This is a genomic window from Paraburkholderia sp. BR10882 (assembly GCF_040948855.1).
Taxonomy (GTDB): Bacteria; Pseudomonadota; Gammaproteobacteria; order Burkholderiales; family Burkholderiaceae; genus Paraburkholderia; species Paraburkholderia nodosa_A.
In genome coordinates, this window is the sequence record NZ_JBFPKP010000015.1 from 66,700 (window position 1) to 85,824 (window position 19,125).

General features: G+C 57.4%; 17 protein-coding genes. 3 read left to right on the top strand and 14 right to left on the bottom strand.

Going from position 1 to position 19,125, the window contains the following annotated elements; translation table 11 throughout:
* Positions 1-127 precede the first annotated feature (127 nt).
* The 3 genes from AB3X99_RS29850 (at position 128) to AB3X99_RS29860 (ending at position 3,511) form a co-directional block, all read left to right on the top strand.
* Positions 128-706 (top strand): phosphatase PAP2 family protein, encoded by a 579-nt coding sequence (locus AB3X99_RS29850; RefSeq protein WP_368618955.1) that lies wholly within the window; start codon positions 128-130, stop codon positions 704-706.
* 357 nt (positions 707-1,063) lie between these two features.
* Entirely contained in the window at positions 1,064-2,263 is a 1,200-nt protein-coding gene (locus AB3X99_RS29855; protein WP_368618956.1) for a hypothetical protein, read from the top strand.
* A gap of 117 nt (positions 2,264-2,380) precedes the next feature.
* Positions 2,381-3,511 carry a sialidase family protein gene (locus tag AB3X99_RS29860; protein WP_368618957.1) on the top strand — a complete coding sequence of 377 codons (1,131 nt, stop codon included), beginning with the start codon at positions 2,381-2,383 and terminating at the stop codon, positions 3,509-3,511.
* Between the two features lie 857 nt (positions 3,512-4,368).
* Here AB3X99_RS29860 and AB3X99_RS29865 read toward each other — a convergent pair.
* The 14 genes from AB3X99_RS29865 to AB3X99_RS29930 all read right to left on the bottom strand — a co-directional run bounded on the left by AB3X99_RS29865 (position 4,369) and on the right by AB3X99_RS29930 (position 19,061).
* Positions 4,369-5,505: an acyltransferase family protein gene (locus tag AB3X99_RS29865; protein ID WP_368618958.1), complete on the bottom strand. Its 1,137-nt coding sequence runs from the start codon at positions 5,503-5,505 to the stop codon at positions 4,369-4,371.
* 79 nt (positions 5,506-5,584) lie between these two features.
* Positions 5,585-6,520, bottom strand: a complete 936-nt coding sequence (locus AB3X99_RS29870) for an SIS domain-containing protein (RefSeq protein ID WP_368618959.1) — start codon at positions 6,518-6,520, stop codon at positions 5,585-5,587.
* Positions 6,498-7,292, bottom strand: coding sequence for a 3-deoxy-manno-octulosonate cytidylyltransferase (kdsB, locus tag AB3X99_RS29875; protein WP_368618960.1), 795 nt, complete (start codon positions 7,290-7,292; stop codon positions 6,498-6,500). The genes AB3X99_RS29870 and kdsB overlap by 23 nt, the downstream gene beginning before the upstream one ends.
* Complete coding sequence (locus AB3X99_RS29880; RefSeq protein WP_368618961.1) at positions 7,276-7,827, bottom strand: KdsC family phosphatase; 552 nt, start codon at positions 7,825-7,827, stop codon at positions 7,276-7,278. The genes kdsB and AB3X99_RS29880 overlap by 17 nt, the downstream gene beginning before the upstream one ends.
* A complete protein-coding gene (gene kdsA, locus AB3X99_RS29885) occupies positions 7,824-8,669 on the bottom strand; it encodes a 3-deoxy-8-phosphooctulonate synthase (RefSeq protein WP_069268926.1) in 846 nt (281 codons plus the stop codon). Before kdsA ends, AB3X99_RS29880 begins: the two co-directional genes overlap by 4 nt.
* Before the next feature lie 19 nt (positions 8,670-8,688).
* Positions 8,689-9,825, bottom strand: coding sequence for a glycosyltransferase (locus AB3X99_RS29890; RefSeq protein ID WP_342922203.1), 1,137 nt, complete (start codon positions 9,823-9,825; stop codon positions 8,689-8,691).
* The gene (locus AB3X99_RS29895; protein ID WP_368618962.1) at positions 9,822-10,808 is read right to left on the bottom strand and encodes a glycosyltransferase; all 987 of its coding nucleotides are present in this window, start codon (positions 10,806-10,808) and stop codon (positions 9,822-9,824) included. The genes AB3X99_RS29890 and AB3X99_RS29895 overlap by 4 nt, the downstream gene beginning before the upstream one ends.
* Entirely contained in the window at positions 10,805-11,335 is a 531-nt protein-coding gene (locus AB3X99_RS29900; RefSeq protein WP_368618963.1) for a serine acetyltransferase, read from the bottom strand. Before AB3X99_RS29900 ends, AB3X99_RS29895 begins: the two co-directional genes overlap by 4 nt.
* 1 nt (position 11,336) lies before the next feature.
* Positions 11,337-12,536 carry a capsular biosynthesis protein gene (locus AB3X99_RS29905; protein ID WP_368618964.1) on the bottom strand — a complete coding sequence of 400 codons (1,200 nt, stop codon included), beginning with the start codon at positions 12,534-12,536 and terminating at the stop codon, positions 11,337-11,339.
* Between the two features lie 27 nt (positions 12,537-12,563).
* On the bottom strand, positions 12,564-13,796 hold the full coding sequence (locus AB3X99_RS29910; RefSeq protein WP_368618965.1) for an oligosaccharide flippase family protein: 1,233 nt from the start codon (positions 13,794-13,796) through the stop codon (positions 12,564-12,566).
* A gap of 76 nt (positions 13,797-13,872) precedes the next feature.
* Positions 13,873-16,107, bottom strand: coding sequence for a polysaccharide biosynthesis tyrosine autokinase (locus tag AB3X99_RS29915; protein WP_368618966.1), 2,235 nt, complete (start codon positions 16,105-16,107; stop codon positions 13,873-13,875).
* A 42-nt stretch (positions 16,108-16,149) separates the two neighbouring features.
* Positions 16,150-16,584 (bottom strand): low molecular weight protein-tyrosine-phosphatase, encoded by a 435-nt coding sequence (locus tag AB3X99_RS29920; RefSeq protein WP_342922299.1) that lies wholly within the window; start codon positions 16,582-16,584, stop codon positions 16,150-16,152.
* On the bottom strand, positions 16,581-17,693 hold the full coding sequence (locus tag AB3X99_RS29925; RefSeq protein WP_368607012.1) for a polysaccharide biosynthesis/export family protein: 1,113 nt from the start codon (positions 17,691-17,693) through the stop codon (positions 16,581-16,583). The genes AB3X99_RS29920 and AB3X99_RS29925 overlap by 4 nt, the downstream gene beginning before the upstream one ends.
* A gap of 300 nt (positions 17,694-17,993) precedes the next feature.
* Positions 17,994-19,061: a sugar transferase gene (locus AB3X99_RS29930; RefSeq protein WP_368607010.1), complete on the bottom strand. Its 1,068-nt coding sequence runs from the start codon at positions 19,059-19,061 to the stop codon at positions 17,994-17,996.
* Between the last annotated feature and the right edge of the window lie 64 nt (positions 19,062-19,125).

Below are 19,125 nucleotides of genomic sequence, written 5' to 3' on the forward strand. Positions count from 1 at the left end.
ACTCTTTTATGTGAGAGTCGACGGCCAATCGCCTCTCCCATCGATTCGATGGCTCGATACGTTGCGAACTGGGAGCAAGCCAACATCGCCTGATATAGTGGGCACCTTTCTTCTTTCGGAATACAGCATGTGGTCCGCTATCAGTAATCTGGGCGACGCAGCGTTGACGATCCCGCTTGCCATTGTCTGCTTCGTGTGGCTAACGCGTTCGCCGACCGGCGCGCGCGTTGCCATATCATGGGCCGCGCTTCTTTCGGCAGCAATGCTGCTCGTTGGCGTGACAAAGATCTTGTACGCAGGATGCGGAATACAGATTCGCTCGCTGGATTTTCGCATGATCAGCGGACACACAATGCTCGCTTCTGCAATTTGGCCGATGTCATGGCTGATCGTCCTGAACGACGGCTCGCGCATCAAACCTGGCGCTGCCATCTGGCCAGGCATCGGGTTCGCGACGGCTATCGGTATCTCGCGCGTTTTCGACGAGGCTCATACAGTTTCAGAAGTGGTCTCCGGATGGACGCTTGGCATGCTCGTGACGATACTTCTGATTCGATGGAGCGGCGCTCCTGTCGTTCCGCGACGCCTGCGTCCGATTGCTGCTGCCTCGCTGTTTGCCGTCTCGGCAGTCGCGTACGGACATCATGCACCAATTCAGGGGGCGATCGATATGTATTCACCGTGGCTTTGCGAACACTGGGCCTAGTCGGTCGAGTGTAACTCGTACCCGCGCGATGAACCTTCCTTCGATGGGGAAGGGTGAATACTGGACCGGATGCGTGGCGTCTCCCATCACTTCAAAAAAGCTACAAATCCCCTCGGCAGCTTGCCGACTGCCAGTCGTTAGCCGACATAAGCTTGACTGGATCGGACGAGGGCAGCGCGACGCGCCAGCGTCCATTTATCCTCTGCGGGCGCCCACGGAATAAATCTCCTGAAACCACCAGGACACCGATCCATGGACTGCGATTAAAACGTCGGCGCCGGACGGATTGGCGACCTGCGTGGCGTGCCTGAACGTCAACTGCTATGCAAGGTACAGCTTCCGATCCGAAATTCCCTTATGTCGACCTTTCTGTTCACCGCAAGTGTATTCTTTTTCTCCCTGAACGCATTCAGCGTTCGAGCAACCTTTGCAGCGTATTTCTTCGCGTGCGCCCTGTTATTCCTGCGGACCCCCTCCCTTCTTGAGAAAGGAGCCAATGCCCACGGGATGCTGACATACTGGCTTGGGTGTATCACCATCTCGTTTATTTTTTCTGCATTCGGTGATTTTTATCTCAACTTTTTCATCAAATTTGTACTGATCCAGACTTACATCGTGCTGCTCTACTGGATGTTCAGCAGCGGCGTCCTTTCGCTCAAGTCGATCGAGTCAGCATGCACGGCGTTGATCTATATTCATGGTGCATTTTTTCTTTTCCAGCTCCTGTACTATCTGGCCACTGGTGTATTCGTTGACTTTGATAGCTATATTCGCGAGTCCGACGCCGACGCCCTCTATGCAACGAAAGCACTGAGTGACAGCCTGATCTCCATCCGCGCGCTTGGCCTCTACTCTGAACCGTCCTTCTACGCAATGACGGTGATTCCGTGCGGCGTTCTCTTACTTCTGGTGAAACGTCGGATTACGCTCGCCTCGGTCATTGCATTCGGCACCGCGCTGATCAGTTTCTCGGTAGCGTCGATGGTAGTTTGTGCAGTGCTTGGATTCGTCCATGTGATGTTCGAACGCGGGAACCTGCGTCTCAAGCTGTTCGTCATTCTGGCCGCGTTATTGTGCGCGCCCGCGATGTACAACGTCTACGACCAACGTGTAAACCAGTCGGTCGACTATGACGCCGTGGGCAGCCGGACACTAATTCTGACCGAACTCCAGGATCGTGATCTCACTGCGGGTGCCTTCGGAAGCGGTCTATTCTGGGACGACCGGAATAACGTCGGCAAAACACACATGCGTGGATATCAGGCACGAGACAGTTCCTTCTACGTCTACGTTCTATTCAGTGTAGGCGTTGTCGGGTCCGCTGTGTTCTTTGGTACGATTGGGGTGATGTTCCGCAATCGCAACAAGTGGCGATATCTCGCTTACCTGTTGCCAATCATGCTCTTCAAGTATCACGTGCTCTATGGGATGCTTTGGATGACGCTGCTGCTCTTCGTCGTCCTCGCCGAGCAAAACACCGCACCTTCGCCCCCCAACCGCCGCCTCTCGACCCAGCGTCCTGGCACTCGTGCCATCGCGGCGAATTCCCGTATCTAAATGTCAATCATGCCAATGACGCCCACTCGAGCTATGTGCACGCGTAAATCGAGCCTGCCAGATCGGAGTCGCCAGGCCGGCAGGCACCTTGCCCGCCTCAGTTGCAGGCTTTCGCTCATGCTTGTCAGCGTCCTTTGCGCCTGCGGGGTGGCCGCCTCCGCAAAAGGGCGAACGAATGTCGGTCCCCCAGGTCGCGTAATCGCCCATAGTGCTGCATCCACGCACGTATTCCTTGGATCCCCGGCATTGGCGGTGCTACCCGATGGCACCTATGTCGCTTCCTACGACACGTTTGGGCCCGGTTCGTCGGAAGACTACGTGACCGTCATGGCGTCGCGTGACAAAGGTCAGAGCTGGACTAGACAGAGCACGGTCTCCGGCCAGTACTGGTCATCGCTGTTCGTCCTGGACAACGCGTTATATTTGATGGGAACTGATCGGGCAATGGGCACACCCACCATTCGCAGATCCGTTGACGGCGGCGCTACGTGGACTGATGCAACCGACGCGTCTACGGGACGATTCAATCTGCCGGGGCGTTACATCACGGGTGCAGTTCCTGTCGTGGTGAGCCAGGGTCGCGTCTGGCGCGCCTACGACGTGGTCGAAGGCGGAGATTTGCGCTCACTCGTCATGTCCGCCCCGCAACACTCGAACCTCCTGGATACGCAGAACTGGACCGTATCAAAACATCAAGCCTCGAACCCTGCATGGCTGCGTGGAAAGTTCATTTCCTGGGAGGAAGGCAGCGTAGTTCTTTTCAAGAACGGACCGCCAGGAATCCTGCTTCGCGTCAATACCCGGAACGGGGTTGAGAAAGCAGCGATCGTCCACGGCGGGTCCGATGAGACGACGCTGAGTTTCGATCCGACGCGCGACTTCGTCGACATGCCTGGTGGAGGCAAGAAGTTCACCGTTCGGTTTGACCCAACCTCACAACGGTACTGGTCTTTGACAAACGCTGTACTTGCGAACGACGGACATGAAAGCCTCGAACGCGTTCGCAATACCCTTGCATTGATTTCGTCCCCCGACCTGCACAACTGGTCTGTTTCCTCTGTCGTCATGCGGCATCCTGACGTGAAGCGACACGGCTTTCAATACGTGGATTGGGAATTTAGCGGTGACGATATCATTGCGGTGATACGCACGTCCTTCGACGATCCCGAAGGCGGTGCGCAAAGTCAACATAATTCCAACTACATCACGTTTGCGAGGTTCCCCGATTTTCGCCGGGACGCACATTAACGGCAAATCTTTGTCGCTATAAACGCGGACGACGCCAGTCGTCGCACTTGATCGCCGTACCTTGCGGTCCCATATCAACACTATCACCTATGATTTTGAAGCCCACGGCCGGCGCTTCCGGTCGTCGCTGACTGGACCACACCTCGATATCAGATGGTCTTGCGCCGCGGTTCGCTCCGGAGTCTCACAGAAGGCGGCCTGCTGCGGACGTCCTGCCGGCGATCGCAGGGCGCACCGTCTTCTTCCATGCGGGGGGGAAAGCACCAGTCTTCATCAGGTGATACCACTGACTGCGTCGCAGAGGCATGTGCGACATGAACCACATAGACCTCGTGCGTGCCGATGACTCACATTTCGGCGCGAGCCTGGCTAACGCCGTACCGCCGCTGCCGCGCATGCCATCTAACCTGCACGGTATCCCTACCGAAGGGCGCTCCGGAATTCACATCAAAGAACGCCTTCCCTCAAGCCTGGTCGCCTGCCCCATTACTTAGGGACCGCCACCACGTGCCCCGCTCACGAAGAATGTGAACTGCTGCGTCTCTGGAACATCGTCGATATGACGCACCGCACCCGCCCCATCGGAACGGAAAGCCGCCAGTCGCCTGCTGAGGCACCCTTAGTGGGTCGCTGCCAATCGATGGATCTGCCTCGAGGTCGCTGACCGTCGAAAACGATGACCCGAACTTCGGAAACCGCTACGGGACAGGGGGCTGAGGTTCGCGCCCACCTCAGTCGCCTCCTGACAATCGGTTGCTTACTTCCCTGCTGATGATCCGACCGATTTGCCTGATCGCAGATTGCCTCGTCAGATCTCTCATCCAGTGCAGTGCAAACTGGCTGCCGTCCTGCAGCCTTCACCTCAGCGCGAATCCACGAGACAGAAGCTGCTTCAATCTCGCCTTGTTCTCAACCAGAGTCGACGCAACGCGTGCGATGCAGACCCCCAACGCGAACGTCCCGATCCCAATCAGAATCCGGCTTGTCGGTGACCCTCTAAGCACCGCTTGGGTCACGCCAAACACAAAAAGCAGGATTGGAAAATGAATGATATAAAGCGTGTAAGAATATTCTGCACTCTTCGAAAGGAGCGCGTTGGATGGCGATCGCCGATCCAGGACCAACGCTATCACGCAAGTAAATAGTAAGCCTATGAAGAAGTTGAAAGCTACGATGTAGTGCCAGTTTGCTCCCGCCTGCCCTCCAGCTGCGTTAAAGCTGTGAACAAAGCAGCCTGCGAACTCGATCGATGCCCCACCGAACAGGACTACGCCGGCACAAACGAGCCATCGTAGTTTTCGCGATCTGGTGCCGGAATTGTGGTGCACGCAAAGCAGGAATCCGGCAGCCCAAACCGCACCATACGCAACGAACTTCATGTCCCGAAAGCCAAGCAGGGCAATGAACGCAAGCACTACCGGCCAATATCTGGGCGCCTGTCTGAAGGCCACCGCTGCACCTGCGATCGCATACAGCCACACCTCAAACGACAAGCTCCATAGCGGCCCGTTCACACGTGGCGTATGGGTGACAAAACCGTTCAGAAACAAGGCTGCTCCCAATAGTTCTTCTGGGACGAGCTGAAAGCCATCGGCAACGAGGTATCTTTCCGGCGAGAAATGGCTTGACCCGGAACTGAATACCGCCGGACTCAGAAGGCTAAGGGCCAGTATCAGGAGAAGCGAAAGCACCAGAGGCGGAACGATGCGCCAGGCACGGGCAGCGGCATAGTCGAGAACGCGATAATCGCCCTCAGATATCCTGGATGTTATTGATTTGCAGATCAGGAATCCGCTCAATACAAAGAACAACATGACAGAGCCCTGGCCGAGGATGAGCGAATACGCGTGAATCCCGGACCAGTACGGTGCGACAAACACCTGCTCGATATGCGTTGCCACCACCATGAGTGCTGCCAGACCACGGCACGAGTGGATAAATCCGGAATTCTCTTCCGATAGCCGGGAGAAGCCACTCAATGACAAACCGCTCATACATCCTCCGACAAACGAATCATGTCTCGCGTGGCGTTCCCGTCTGAAAAGGGCAACGCCGCGCGCTCGCGCCTCTCTCTCACTTCTTGAACACCCCGACGACATCGGCTCCATCGAACACAAGCAGCGCGTTGATCTTCTTCTGCTCCATCACCAGCAGCGCATCCTCAATCCGCGTCTCTGGAGAGACCATTGCTGGCTCAACAGACATCATGTTCGCCGCAGTGGTTCGTAAAACCTCGTTGCCGTGCCGCTCGATGGCACGACGCACGTCTCCGTCGGTCACGACGCCCCAGCCGATATCGAGCCGCACAATCGCGAGCCCAAGACGTCCACGTGTCATAGCTTGCAGTACGTCGATCGCAGGCGTGTCGTGGCTGACGAAAGGCAGATCCCTATGGGCCATCTCGTCACTTACTGTGCGGAGCAACCGCCGACCGAGCGATCCACCCGGATGAAAGCGCGCAAAGTTTTCCGGTTGAAACCCCCGGACTCTCATCAGCGTGATCGCCAACGCGTCGCCCATGGCGAGCGTTGCAGTTGTCGATGCCGTGGGGGCGAGCTGGAAGGGACAGGCCTCTGCATCTACGCCGATGTCAAGGTGAATGTGTGCCGCGCTCGCAAGCGTTGACGCTCGATTACCGGTCAGTGCAATCAGCCGGTTTCCATTGTTTCGCAAGAATGGAATCAGCTTGATCACCTCGTCAGTTTCGCCCGAGTTCGAGATCGCAAAAAACGTATCTGCCGGCACGACCATTCCCAGATCGCCGTGATAGGCCTCTCCTGGGTGCATGTAGAAGCTCGGCGTGCCGGTGCTGGCGAATGTCGCCGCTATCTTCCGACCAATGATCCCCGATTTGCCCATCCCACAAACCACGACGCGCCCACTGGATGCCAGGATGGTCTCGACCGCGCGCGAGAAGCCTTCGTCAAGTCGACCTGCCAGTGCTGAAAGCGCACGCGCCTCGATGCCCAGCACTTCACGGGCGGACTCAATATAGTTCAATTGATTCATGACCTTGCCGTTTCAACATAGTAAGAATGCGCTCAACGTCTTCGGGCGTATCTACGCCGTGAGGCGGCGTCTCAGGCCAATGCATGACGTGAATCTGCAGTCCAAGCCACAATGCACGTAGCTGCTCAAGCTTTTCGAGCGATTCGAGTTCACACGGCTCATTAGTCGCCAGCCGTTGCAGCGCAGCGTTCTGATATCCGTATATTCCGACGTGACGGCGGAAGACGCCCTCCACCGCCGCGGGCCGACCGTCCCGGCAAAGCGGAATCGGTGCCCGGGAAAAGTACAGAGCGCGCCCCTCCCTGTCGACGACCAGCTTCACGATATTTGGGTCATCAATCTGGATAGCGTCCTTGACAGGGCAAGCGACCGTCGCCATCTCAAAGCGGGGAACGCTTTCACAGAACACAGCAAACTCCTGCAGCAGAGCGACTGGCACCAGCGGCTCATCACCCTGCACATTGATGACGATGTCGTCCGGTCGCCATCCGGAGGCCCTGGCGACTTCCGCTACGCGGTCGGTACCAGACTGATGTCCGGAGTCAGTCATCGCAAACGCTATCTGTCGTCTCCTCAACACGTCAGCGATACGCTCATCATCGATCGCTACCACAACCTCCGTTTCCGGAAGAGCACGGCGAACCCGCGAGTACACACGCACGATCATCGGCTCACCGGCCAGATCGATGAGAGGTTTTCCCGGCAAACGCGTAGACCCGAAGCGCGAGGGGATCACGATCCGCAGGGCTCGGCGTTCACTGGGTGACATCATGACGACTCCAGAGTTGAAAGAGCGGCCGATACGCGTCCTCCAGCGACAGCCCTCCACACGTAAGAATATGATCGGCCACCTCGCGAGCGACTCCTTCACCGCCCGCACGTGACGTCACGTGGCTGACACGCGAGCGAACCAGTGCATGCGCGTCTGCAGGCGCATACGACACACCCACGCGCTCGATCACGCAGAGATCGTTCACATCGTCTCCGACATACGCAGTCTGCATGTCGTCGACGCGGAGTTGCTGCTTGATCGATTCGAATCCTGTACGCTTGTCGTGACACCCGGTGACCACAGCGTCCACACGCAGTTGCGTCACGCGCCAGGTGAGCGCCTCGCTGTGCTTACCAGACAGGATCGCGGAACGGATCCCATGCGCACGCAACAACGCGATCGCGACCCCGTCGTGTGCGTGAAAGCTCTTTACGCGTTCGCCGTCAGCGCTTACATGGAGACGACCGTCAGTCAGGACACCATCGACGTCGAACACGACGACTGATATTCCACCGGAGTAGACAACGGCACTCATCGGATGTCGAGCGGCTCAAACCGCTTTACAAGATCATCGATGGCCTTCACCTGTGCAAGAAACGGCTCGAGCAGGTTCAATGGCAACGCGCTCGGCCCGTCACAGCGCGCACGATCGGGATCAGGATGGGCTTCGAGGAACAGGCCGGCAATGCCAAGTGCGATGCCGGCGCGCGCCAGGTCGAGCACCTGGCTGCGCCGCCCGCCAGACGCCTCGCCGTGCGGATCGCGGCATTGGAGGCTATGGGTAACGTCAAATATTACCGGGCAGTCTCCCGACGCCTCCCGCATCTGGCGAAAGCCCAGCATGTCCACGACCAGATTGTCGTAGCCAAACGCCACGCCACGTTCACACAGGATGACTTTGTCGTTACCAGCCTCGCGGCACTTCGCCACCACGTGCTTGACCTGAGCGGGGCTCATGAACTGCGGCTTCTTGACGTTGATGACGCGCCCAGTTTTTGCGATCGAGACCACGAGATCGGTCTGACGAGCGAGAAACGCCGGTACCTGAAGCACATCAACGACGTCAGCAACCGCTTCAGCCTGCGCCACTTCGTGTACGTCGGTTATGACGGGCACCCCGAAGCGGTCTTTGACGATCGCCAGAATGGAAAGTCCTTCTTCCATTCCGACGCCGCGGTATGAGTGGATTGACGAACGGTTTGCCTTGTCGAAAGAAGCCTTGAAGACGAGGGGAACTCCAAGCTTCCTGGTGACATCGACGAAAACTTCGCAAGCTTCAAGTGTGAACTCAAGACTCTCCAGAACATTCAGGCCGCCAAATAACACAAACGGCAACTGATTTCCGACTTCAACGTTGGCGCTGATCGATACGCTCATTTACATTTCCCCCGAGGAATTACGATGTGTGCTGCCGCAAAATTGTGCGGTCGACGTTGTGGTGCCTTGATCGCTGCCGGCGCTTCAACTCGTCCTCATATACGGGCGCGAGCTGTTGAAAGAATCGCTTCTCCGTGAACCGGTCTTTTGCCTCGATGCGCGCGCGCGACGCGAGGCCCGCACGGAACTCCGGATCATCAATAACCCGTCCAAGCAATTCCGCTCCTTCCGCGGCGCTCGAGAAAATGGCGCCCGTTTCGAGATGCCTAACGACATCGACATTCCCTGCGCAATCAGACACAATCGCGGCGCTTCCCGCCATCATTGCCTCGACGACTGAAACCGGCATGCCTTCCCATGACGAGGTCGACAGATACGCATCGGCACGTTCAAGCCACGACCGTACGTCACGGCGGGAGAGCCACCCCGTTATGATCACCCCGGCAGCACGTAGCTCCTGCTTCAGGGCGTCGTCCCCGTCTCCAATCCACACGAAGCGGGCGTGAGGACGGTCAAGCCGCCGGGCAATCTCCGCGAACAGGCCCGGATTCTTCTGGGGCCGCACGCCGCCGACCGTCACGACACAAAAACCAACGCTATCTTTCTGCTCTTCGTTCTCACCTGGTTTCGCCGCATGCGCCTTTACCGCATTCTCGACAAGCCTCACGGGCTGCCGCAACCAACGACGCACAACTTGCTGCTCGCTCTCCGAACAAGCGACGTATACGCAACGTCGCAGTGCGGCGACGCGCTCGAGACCCACAAATAGCAACCGCTTCGGAGTTGAGATGTCGCGCCGCATGAACGAGATGCAGTGAGGACTATAGAAGAACGCCGTCCGACGCAGTGCGAGGAGTGTGGAGATACGCCCAAGAAATCCGGCAAAGGACGAATGCAGATGCACGATGTCCGGATTCAGGCCGATCAACTTCGAGCGCAGCGCCGGGACAGAGCGCATAAGCGAGACATCCTTCATCTGCACATGGTGCAATCTGACATTCCTGGCGAACAAGCCAGGTAACGCTGCGGGGGTATCGGGACGGATTGAATAAATCACATCGACCTTGTGGCCCTCGCGCGCAAGCCCGTTCGCGATCAAACAAACCATCGACAATGTGCCGGTTGCAGTCGACTCCAGAATATGTACGATCCTCATCGCGTTTGCCCTCCCTCGTTGACCCTCTCCCGTTGATGCGTCATCAGGGGCGCTTGTCCTGTAGCCGCGCCGATGCGTTCAAGCACCCCAGAGCGCTCAATAACCCGACTCCATTCGAGCGATACGATTTTTCTCGGGTCGTTCCGCTGCAGAGCTATCGGAGCGCGTGAAAACAGTTCATCGAATATCCGCGGTCCGGTTACATGGCACCGAATATCGAGTTCGCGCGCAGCGAGCACATTCGACGGAGCGTCGTTGCAGATGATTGATTTTCCGAGCGCGGCGTACTCGAGAAGCTTCGTCGGCGTCTGGAAACAATGCGGCCGGTGATAGGGGAAATAGCAGATCGCGTGGTCGGAGCGTCGGACGATACGCAGTGCATCCTGCTGCGGCACGCGACCCGTGAACACGATCCCCGGGACGGCCCGAAACTCATCAAGAATCGATGGCTCCGGTCGCCCGACCAGAATCAATGCTTCAGATGGATCGCGACGAGCGTCGCGGAATGCCCCCAGCACCTTATGAAATCCGCGTTCGCGGCTCATTTCGCCTATGTAGCAAAACTTTCCAGCCGGCATTGATGTCGCATCGTCGTCGGTGACATCAAAGATCCAGTCCGGAACACCCATAGGGAGCAGCAAGGATGGAACACCGTCGCTGAAGCCCATAGCATCCCGCATCCGCACATTCTGAAAAATGCGGAGATTCGGCCTGGCGTTCAGTGCGCGTTTGATCCAGTCTTTGACGAACGCCATCCGGCCGACAGAAAGAGACCGATAGTCGTGAACCACAAATTTAGCGGGCGGCAGCGCACGATAGAGCCCCATGATGCACCAAAGGACTGCTCGACGATCCTCCGCTACGCGATTGAGCGCGCCCAGATCCCCGTGCTCGACTGGGATGCCTCGTTGCGTCAGGCAATCGCTATATGCCTCGATCTCGGGATAGTTCGCTTTACCTGGATGAAGGATAAATACGCTCACTGGATGCAATCCCCCGTATTGAGTATCCGCGCCGGCACGCCAACGGCGACAGCGCGCGCCGGCACGTCAGTAAGCACCACTGCCCCTGCACCTATGCGCGCATGATCCCCAACCAACACATCTCCAACCACGACACAGTGGGCGCCGAACTCCACGTGGTCGCCAATCTTCGGCACGCCGCTAATCGAGCCATCGCGCTGGATAGTGTTTCCGAGTGTGACGCCGTGGCGCAGCGTGCAGTATTCACCGATGACGACGTATCCGTTGATCACCATTCCAGTTCCGTGAAACAAGGCGAGCCCTTTTCCAATCCTCGTTTTAACTGGTATCTCGATTCCCATTAGCCAATCGCAAATGAAGATGTACAGAACGATGAGGGGAGCCCCGCATATGAGCGTCACGATACTTCTGCAGGCGAGATAATTGACAATCCGGAAGAAGATCATCACAAATCGCGTCTTGAAATACGGATTCCTTTTGTAGTCCAATACGACTGCATCAAGTGTTTTTCTGAGCGTAACTGTCATTTCAATGCTCAATAGAAAATACCTTGCGGGCGGCCTCCGGAGAAATCCCGCCCGAAGAGAAGTAGTCAACTCCGTCGATCAGGAACGAATGTATGTATTTCAGCAGCCGCGTCCGGTCGAAGTTCTTGTAGAAGCATTGCCCCAGTGAAATCACGCGCTTTCCGTACAGCAATCCCTCGAGTCCTACCGTCGAGTTGATCGTGACGACTGCCTGCGCATGCTTGATAAGATCAGTCGTCGGCGACGACACCAGAGTAAACTGACACCTATCCCGCATAGCCTCTATTGCACTGATCGCAGACTCGTCATTTTCGGCCGGATGAAGTTTTACCAGCAATGCAGCATCCTGCGTAACGGCGAACTCCAACGCATGCCGGATCGCCCCCAGGTTATCGATCTCTGAGTGCAGCTTGATCTGTGTATCGCCCGATACCTGAAGAGGCAGAAACACGTAGCGCTGCGTCGACAGCTCGGAGGCGACGTAGTTCTTGATGTCAACTGGTCTCCGACCGCCATTTCGTGCACGTACGGTTGCAAGACGCTTACGCCCAACACCCGAGCTCGCGAACTTCAGAACGTAATTCACTCCCGAGACGACCTTTCGCTTCAGCGAAGTTCGAGCCTGGGGCAACGGCCTAGACTTGGCGCTTTCGTAATGCATCAGCCAACGCCGGTGCGTCTCCTCGTCCGGCAACGAGAGCCGATCAATCACAGCCGGATCCCGACAGATGATGGAAAGTGCATTGACACCCGACGAATCCACGAAGAGCTTGCCGGGGAGATTGGATATCTCAAGGAACCTCTGTGGAACCCCATGTACCAGGCACGCGTGAGAAACAGCCCTGCAGACCAGTTGCTGACCGTTCCACATAAAACACTGGGTCACGCTAAACCGTGTCAGGAGCGACGACACACGACGCACCACCGCGCAGGATTCTACGCGTGCGCGTTCCCGGCTCACCTGCCCGTTTAGCACCTCAATCGAGCGATCGTAAGGATATTCTGTGCAGGATTCGTCCACTTCCAGTGTGGGGTTTCTGACCTTGCGTAGGTAGTATGAACGGTACCCCGCACACTTCAGGCGAAGATGCGCAACTGGCTCACTCGTCAGGAACAGGAAGTCATACTCACCTCTAACGGCATGCACGAGCCTCGCGGCGAAGTAGTATCTCTCGAGAGAGTCAACGACTATCAGAATCATCGGTAAATCTCCGTTTCCCTTTCTCGATTAGGCAGCGGGGCTCAACCGCACCAGATTCGCGTTGAGCACGCGATACGTAATTCCTATTCCGCCTGCCATTAGTGCTGCACCTGCAAGCGAAAATGTGAATACGCTTGCTTCTGCTGACAGGTCGAACCATCTCGCAATACATAGAGCAGTCAACAGGGAGATGCCAGACAGGAGCTGAAACATGAAGTCGGTCCGCTGCGCACGGGTCGCGAGGAAGATCTGGGAAAGCGGGACGTAGACGAGTTGCAGCGCGAATAGCGGTACGAGGCTATTGAAAAATCGAACGGCACCGTACCACTTCGATCCAAAGACCCATGTCACGACCGGGTCGAATAGCACAAGGCCGCCAATTGCGTAGAGGGCTGCTATTCCAACCAGCGAGCGCGCGTAGATGCGGTAGACGTTAAGCAACGCACTTCGTGCATCTTCGCGAGCGATCGCACCGATAGCATCACGCCTAAAGACCCCTCCGATACTCTGGCCAATCAGCGAGACGGGGAAGAATCCCAGCCGGTACGCGAGGGCGAAATACCCAGCAACGTGCGCGCCATACCAATGCGGTATCACAATTGCCAACGCGTAAGTCAACACGGACGCACAGATCGTCGACGGCAGGATGTACGCAGCAAATCGCCTGTTGTCCGCAAAGAATCCGGGCGACAGCTTGAAAGCGTATCCGCTTCGGCTGCCGATCACTGCGATCCCCGCTACCATCACAATCGCGACGCTGGCCGTCGAAACCATGTACGCGTCAAAGAGACCAACCTTTGCACAAGCCGTACAGACTTGACCGAGTAGCAGGTACGCGAGAAAGCCGCAATTTGTGACCACCCTCGAGACTGTGATCCAGCCGTACCACCGCATGCTGTTCAGGAATGCGCCAGCGGCGATCTGCGCGAACGCGGCGAATGCGTAGCCCACGAGCGCATAGTATTCTGCGCGCCCAGCGACAGCGACGACCCCTGCGAGCAGCGTTGCCAATACAAGCGCAAGACCCATTACGTTGACAAGTGCGCCAAAGGACTCGCGCGGACTGTCGCTGACGCACGCGAGCTCGTACCTTAGCCCTAGCAGCGCCCCGCCGAACGTCGCAAGTGCAAGCTGGTAGTTGAACTCCCCCAGAGCGCCAGGGCCGTCCCAGCGGCCAATCAGGAAGATGCATGCGAACAATGCCGCTTGCCCGGACACGACACCTAGGAGCGATATGAGCGAGTCCCTCGGGTTGACCATTAAATTACCTCCGGGGTGAGAACCGGCAAAGTCGACCCGACAGGCCGGACTCGATGCGCGTTGAGGCGTGCACGCGTCACTCTTCCGCAGCCGTACCGTACTGGTACGCCACATAACGATAGCCGCCATACTTGTAGCCATACTGGCCGAGACGGGGGTTGACGCCGTTGAATATCACGCCACTGACCTTGACGCCGTTCTGCGAGAAGCGCTTGGTCGACTCCGCGATCTCCCCGAGACGCGTCAGCCCCGCGCGTGCCACAACAAAGGTGATACCAGCGAAACCGCCGAGAATACCCGCTTCAGGCGCCGCCAGAATCGGTGCAGTATCCATGATCACGATGTCATACTGCTTCGACAGATCGTCGAGCACAGTCGACAACCGGCGCTTAAGTAGCAGTTCCGCCGGGTTCTTCGGAATCGTCCCGGTTGTAATGAAATCAAGCCCGTCTACGACATTACGGTGGACAACATCGTCGAGCCCCGCTTGACCGGCGATCAGATCGGTCAACCCACCGGCACGCGCAACGCCGAAGTAATCGTGCACGCGACCGCGTCGAATGTCGCCGTCAATAAGCAGGACGCGCTTGCCACCGCTCGCAATGACCGCCGCGAGATTTGTCGAAATAAAGGTCTTCCCTACACCTGGCGTTGGGCCTGCAATCAGCACGATATTGTTCTTCGCCTCGAGCATTGCAAACTGCACTGCGGTTCTCAGGCTGCGCACGCACTCGACAGCGGGTTCACCAGGAAAGTCAACTGACAACAGTGTCGCCTTGCCCCGCCTCTGCATTCTCTTTCCGTCGCCAGGATCGTTCTGGTGCTCGCTATACGGCAACGTCGCGTACACACTGAGGCCGAGACGGCGCTCTATCTCGTTATGGTCGGTGATTCCGTGAAACAACATCGAACGTGCGATCGCCGTTCCGCACCCCACGAGCAGTCCCAACAGGAGCGATGCGATTACGACGAGGGGCGTCTTCGGCTTGACAGGGAGCTCCGGAATTGCAGCGACGTCAACGAGGCGGACATTGCCGACCTTGCCTGCCTGCACAAGTTGCAGTTGCTGGACATTGTTCAGCAATGCCGTGTAAAGGTCCGTATTGACCTTTACGTCGAGCATGAGCCGGACAAAATCCTGCTGAAGATCGGGAAGTCGACGCATCTCCTGCTCAGTCGAGCTCGCATATCCGTCGAGCGCTGCGATCTCCCTGTTGATGGCAATCACGCTCGGATGGGTCGCGGTATAGTGCGTCAAAAGTTCAGCGCGCTTTTGCTCGAGCTCCAGCAAACGAGTCTTCGCATCCGAAGACTGCGCGAGCGCGACTTTGGCTTCCTCGGTAAGGTCAACCGTACCGCGCTCATTCCGGAATTTGGTCAGCCTCGCCTCAGAATCAGCAAGCTGCTGCTTCAAGGCAGGAAGTTGACCCGTCAGGAAGTCAAGTGACTGCGCGGCCTCGGCAGACTTCCGCTCGATATTCTGGCGGATGTACTGGTGGCCGATCTCGTTCATCGTGGAACTCACCCACAACGGATCGGTATCCTGGATCGTCGCGACGACGACATCCGACTGCTTGACCTTCTCCTGCACATCCAGCCGGTCCTGGATATCGTCAATGGTCCGTTCCCTCGAATTTCGGACCAGCACGAATACCGCGCCGGCGTTCGCATCAATGAAATTGACGTGAAGCACGATGGGGCCGCGCGGCGTCGTGATGACTTCCTTGCGGCCGATCTGGCCGATGAAGTCCTGGTCGAGGTCACTTCCGCTCAGGGAGTACCGGTTTGCGTCGAGGACGATCAACTTGAACCTGTCCTGCTCGTATTTCCGGGGGACGTCGAACTGCGATACTGCGATGCGCTCTCCTCCCCAGGCAAAGCCTCCAATGCCAGCGATGCCAGGCTGCGAAAGACCGTCATAGTGTCGTGAGATAAAGCTTCCGATCACAGGGAAGCGCTTCGGTTGGGCATCGATATAGAGCTTCAAGGCATCGACCGTTCGCGAAACTACAAGGCGCGAAGCGACGATCTGGGTTTCTGCCGCAGCTGAGGATTTCACGTCGAAGAGCGATGAGATGTCACCGAGCAAACTCTTCGCCGCGGAAGTATCGGGACTGTCCTCGACCTGGACCATGATGCTCGCTTCAAACACTGGCTTTGCGAGAAGCGCATACGCGACACCGGCCAGCAGGAAGCACGCGGTTATTGTCGCGATGAGCCATCGGTTCTCAAGCAGGGTATCGAGCACCACAACAAGGTCTCGATCACCATCGTCTGCGGTCTGTGGCGTTGGCACAGGAGTATTAGTCATGTCTTTTTAACGTACGACGGGGTTGCCCCCGGATATCTCGGATCACAGCGCACTAAAGCGAGCCGTCCACTCAGTCAGGCAGACTGAAATCAGTTCGGCGCAACGCTCGAATTCCGATTTCGGTCGGCGGTATGGATCTTCGACATCAATGTCCAAAAACTCACCGAGGCGAAACACCCTGCCCCGTGTAAAGGAGAACTGGCTTTCGATCTGACGTTTTTGCGCTCCATCCATTGCAAGAATTACGTCGGCCGAGGAACACAGGGAGCGCGCAATCTGCGTCGCACGATGACCAGTGATATCGTGGCCACGTTCGCGCATCACATCACACGCGTATTGCGCAGCGGGCATCCCGACGAGTGCGTTCAGCCCTGCTGAGGCTACCTGTTGCCCCTTGAGAAGCGAACCAAGCATTGCGGCAGCCATCGGGCTACGACAGAGATTCCCTTCACAAACAACCAGGATTGAGTTCATTATTTCGTGACGATCGCGGCGGTCAGACCAGCGTTGATGGCTGGCAACAGGAGGCTCAACACGCGGCTAAAGCGCACCAGGCCATTGCCATCGACATACACAACGTCCTTCGGATGCAGCTCAAACTGATTGGCGAGAATCATGGCGACCGGAGACGCGGCGTCCAGATGGAAAATTTCCGGTTGCTTTTTTACTCCACCACGAATCACATAAACCTGTGCCGCATCCGCAGTGTTTGAATTGATACTGCCGGCCTGAAGGATTGCCTCGCTGAGCGTCAACCGCCCGTCGCGCATAGGCAAAGCCGTAACAGGCTTGTTCACCTCCCCCATGACATATACGCCGCTGTCTTCGCGCGGTAGCACACGGAGCAGGTCCCCATCCTGAAGAAGGATGCGCGAGGGGTTCTGCCCCCGAACCGCCATTTCCGTCAGGTTTATGCGCTCCGATACGCCGTTGCGCACCAGGACGACGCGACTCTGATCAGCGGTTGACTCGAACCCACCTGCGCGGCTGACAGCATCGTAGAACGTCATGGGAATATCGTTCAGCGGCTGTGAGCCGGGCGTATGTACTTCGCCTTCGATATAGATTTGCTTCGCACGGTAGGACGCGACCCGCACACTGACCTGTGGGTCCTGGAAGCTCTTGCTGAGCCGCTGCGTCAACAGCACCTGTATCTGCTCCGGCTGCAAACCGGCAACGCGTACTCTGCCCGCATAAGGGAACTGCAACGTCCCGTCCTGGTCAACGACGAAGCCCGGCGGCGCGTCGGCCGCGCGCGTTGTCGCCTGCGGTTGCGCGCCGGCCGCGACCGCGAGTTCAGGGTGATCCCAAACCGTTATCTGTAGTACATCGCCTCGACCGATTGTGTACGGGCGCGGGACCACCGAGACGGCCGAGGTGCCGTCCGGGGAAGTCGCCTGCGCGTCCCTCAACTTCTGGATCAACGCAATGTCGATATTCGTAACGGGTACACCCAGGGCCGCCGTCTGCTCATTCTTTCCGTCAGGTCCGATCTGACTGGCAGCTGCAAGCGTCGCCGGCTGCTCCATGCGCATACCCGGCGAAAGTGAGCACGCGGACAGCGCGGCCGCCACCGACAAAACCATTAGTGTCAAACCGCTCCGCCCCCGGCGGAGCTTATCAGGGGAATAGCACGCCCCTTGCGACACACTTCGCATTCGTCTTTCGTACACTCGTCCACTCGTATCTGTTGTGTTGAAGTTCTGGCATGCTCGCGATCCGATAATGCGAATACGGCGAGCGGACCAGAGATCAGACTTGTAATGCACCTGCCCCGCCCCCCGACGAAAGCGCGACGCCTCTGAGCGAAGAAACGCACCACTCCCGCTAGCTTCCGCCGGTTGGCACGGAACCAGGATCGGACCAACGGTGGTCAGCTGTTGACATCAGTACGCCCCCGAACCACGCAGTACGACGCTGAATGTTCTGGCGAGAATCGATACATCGCGCCATATCGACCAGTTCTTGACGTAGGCAACGTCTAGTGCCACGCGCGTCGCATAATCGGTGTCATTGCGCCCGCTGACCTGCCAAAGTCCGGTCATTCCGGGGCTGGACATCAGGTAGTAGCCAACATCGGCCCCATAGCGGGTGAGTTCGGCTTCGACGATTGGTCGCGGACCCACCAGGCTCATCTCGCCCTTCAGGACATTCACCAGCTGTGGCAACTCGTCGAGACTGGTCTTGCGGAGAAAGTGGCCGATTGACGTGATTCGAATGTCATTTTTGAGCTTGAATTCTCTGTCCCATTCGGCACGGGCATCGGCGTCCCGCGCGAGAAGTTCTTTAAGGACCAGGTCCGCGTTCGGAATCATCGAGCGGAACTTCAGGCACTTAAAGCGTCGTCCGTTTCTGCCAACCCGCACATGACCGAATATTGCACTTCCCCCGTCACGCCTGACCAACCACGCGAGTCCGAGCAGCGCGGGGGAAAGCAGAATCAGCAGTGCCGCGGCACCAAGGATGTCCACACCACGCTTTATCACCCGGTTTACGACCGCCCCAACCGTGCCCTGTCTCTTATGAGCAGGATCCCTACCATCTGCCACAGCGGGGCGGCGGCGTGCGACGCGCTCGATCTTTCCATAGATCGCGAGCGTAAGCGCGCGGAAAATGAGAAGCCCGATGCCGCTCGTAACCGTCCAGTATGCAAACCACAGACTCGACAGGATTTGCGCCTTGTGCAAGACATACAGCAACAACGTTGTCGCTCCCTGAACAACGATCCACGCGAGAACCGTTCGGCTGAACAGGTTGAGCGGCGAATATCTCGAGCCAGAGTCGTAGATGCCGCAAGCTGGAAATACGGATAACGCCAGCGCCGCGGCGAACGCAACAAGCGAGCCATCAAATACGTGGTGTTCAGGTCCTTCCAGCGTACCGTTGAAAAGCGGGACAACTGATCCGAGAACGATCAATCCGACATCTACGGCTCTTCTGAATATCGAGTTCATAATTTCGGTATCCTAATCTAACGCAAGCGAGCGCTAGCGATCCGTAGATCACCAGATCAATTCA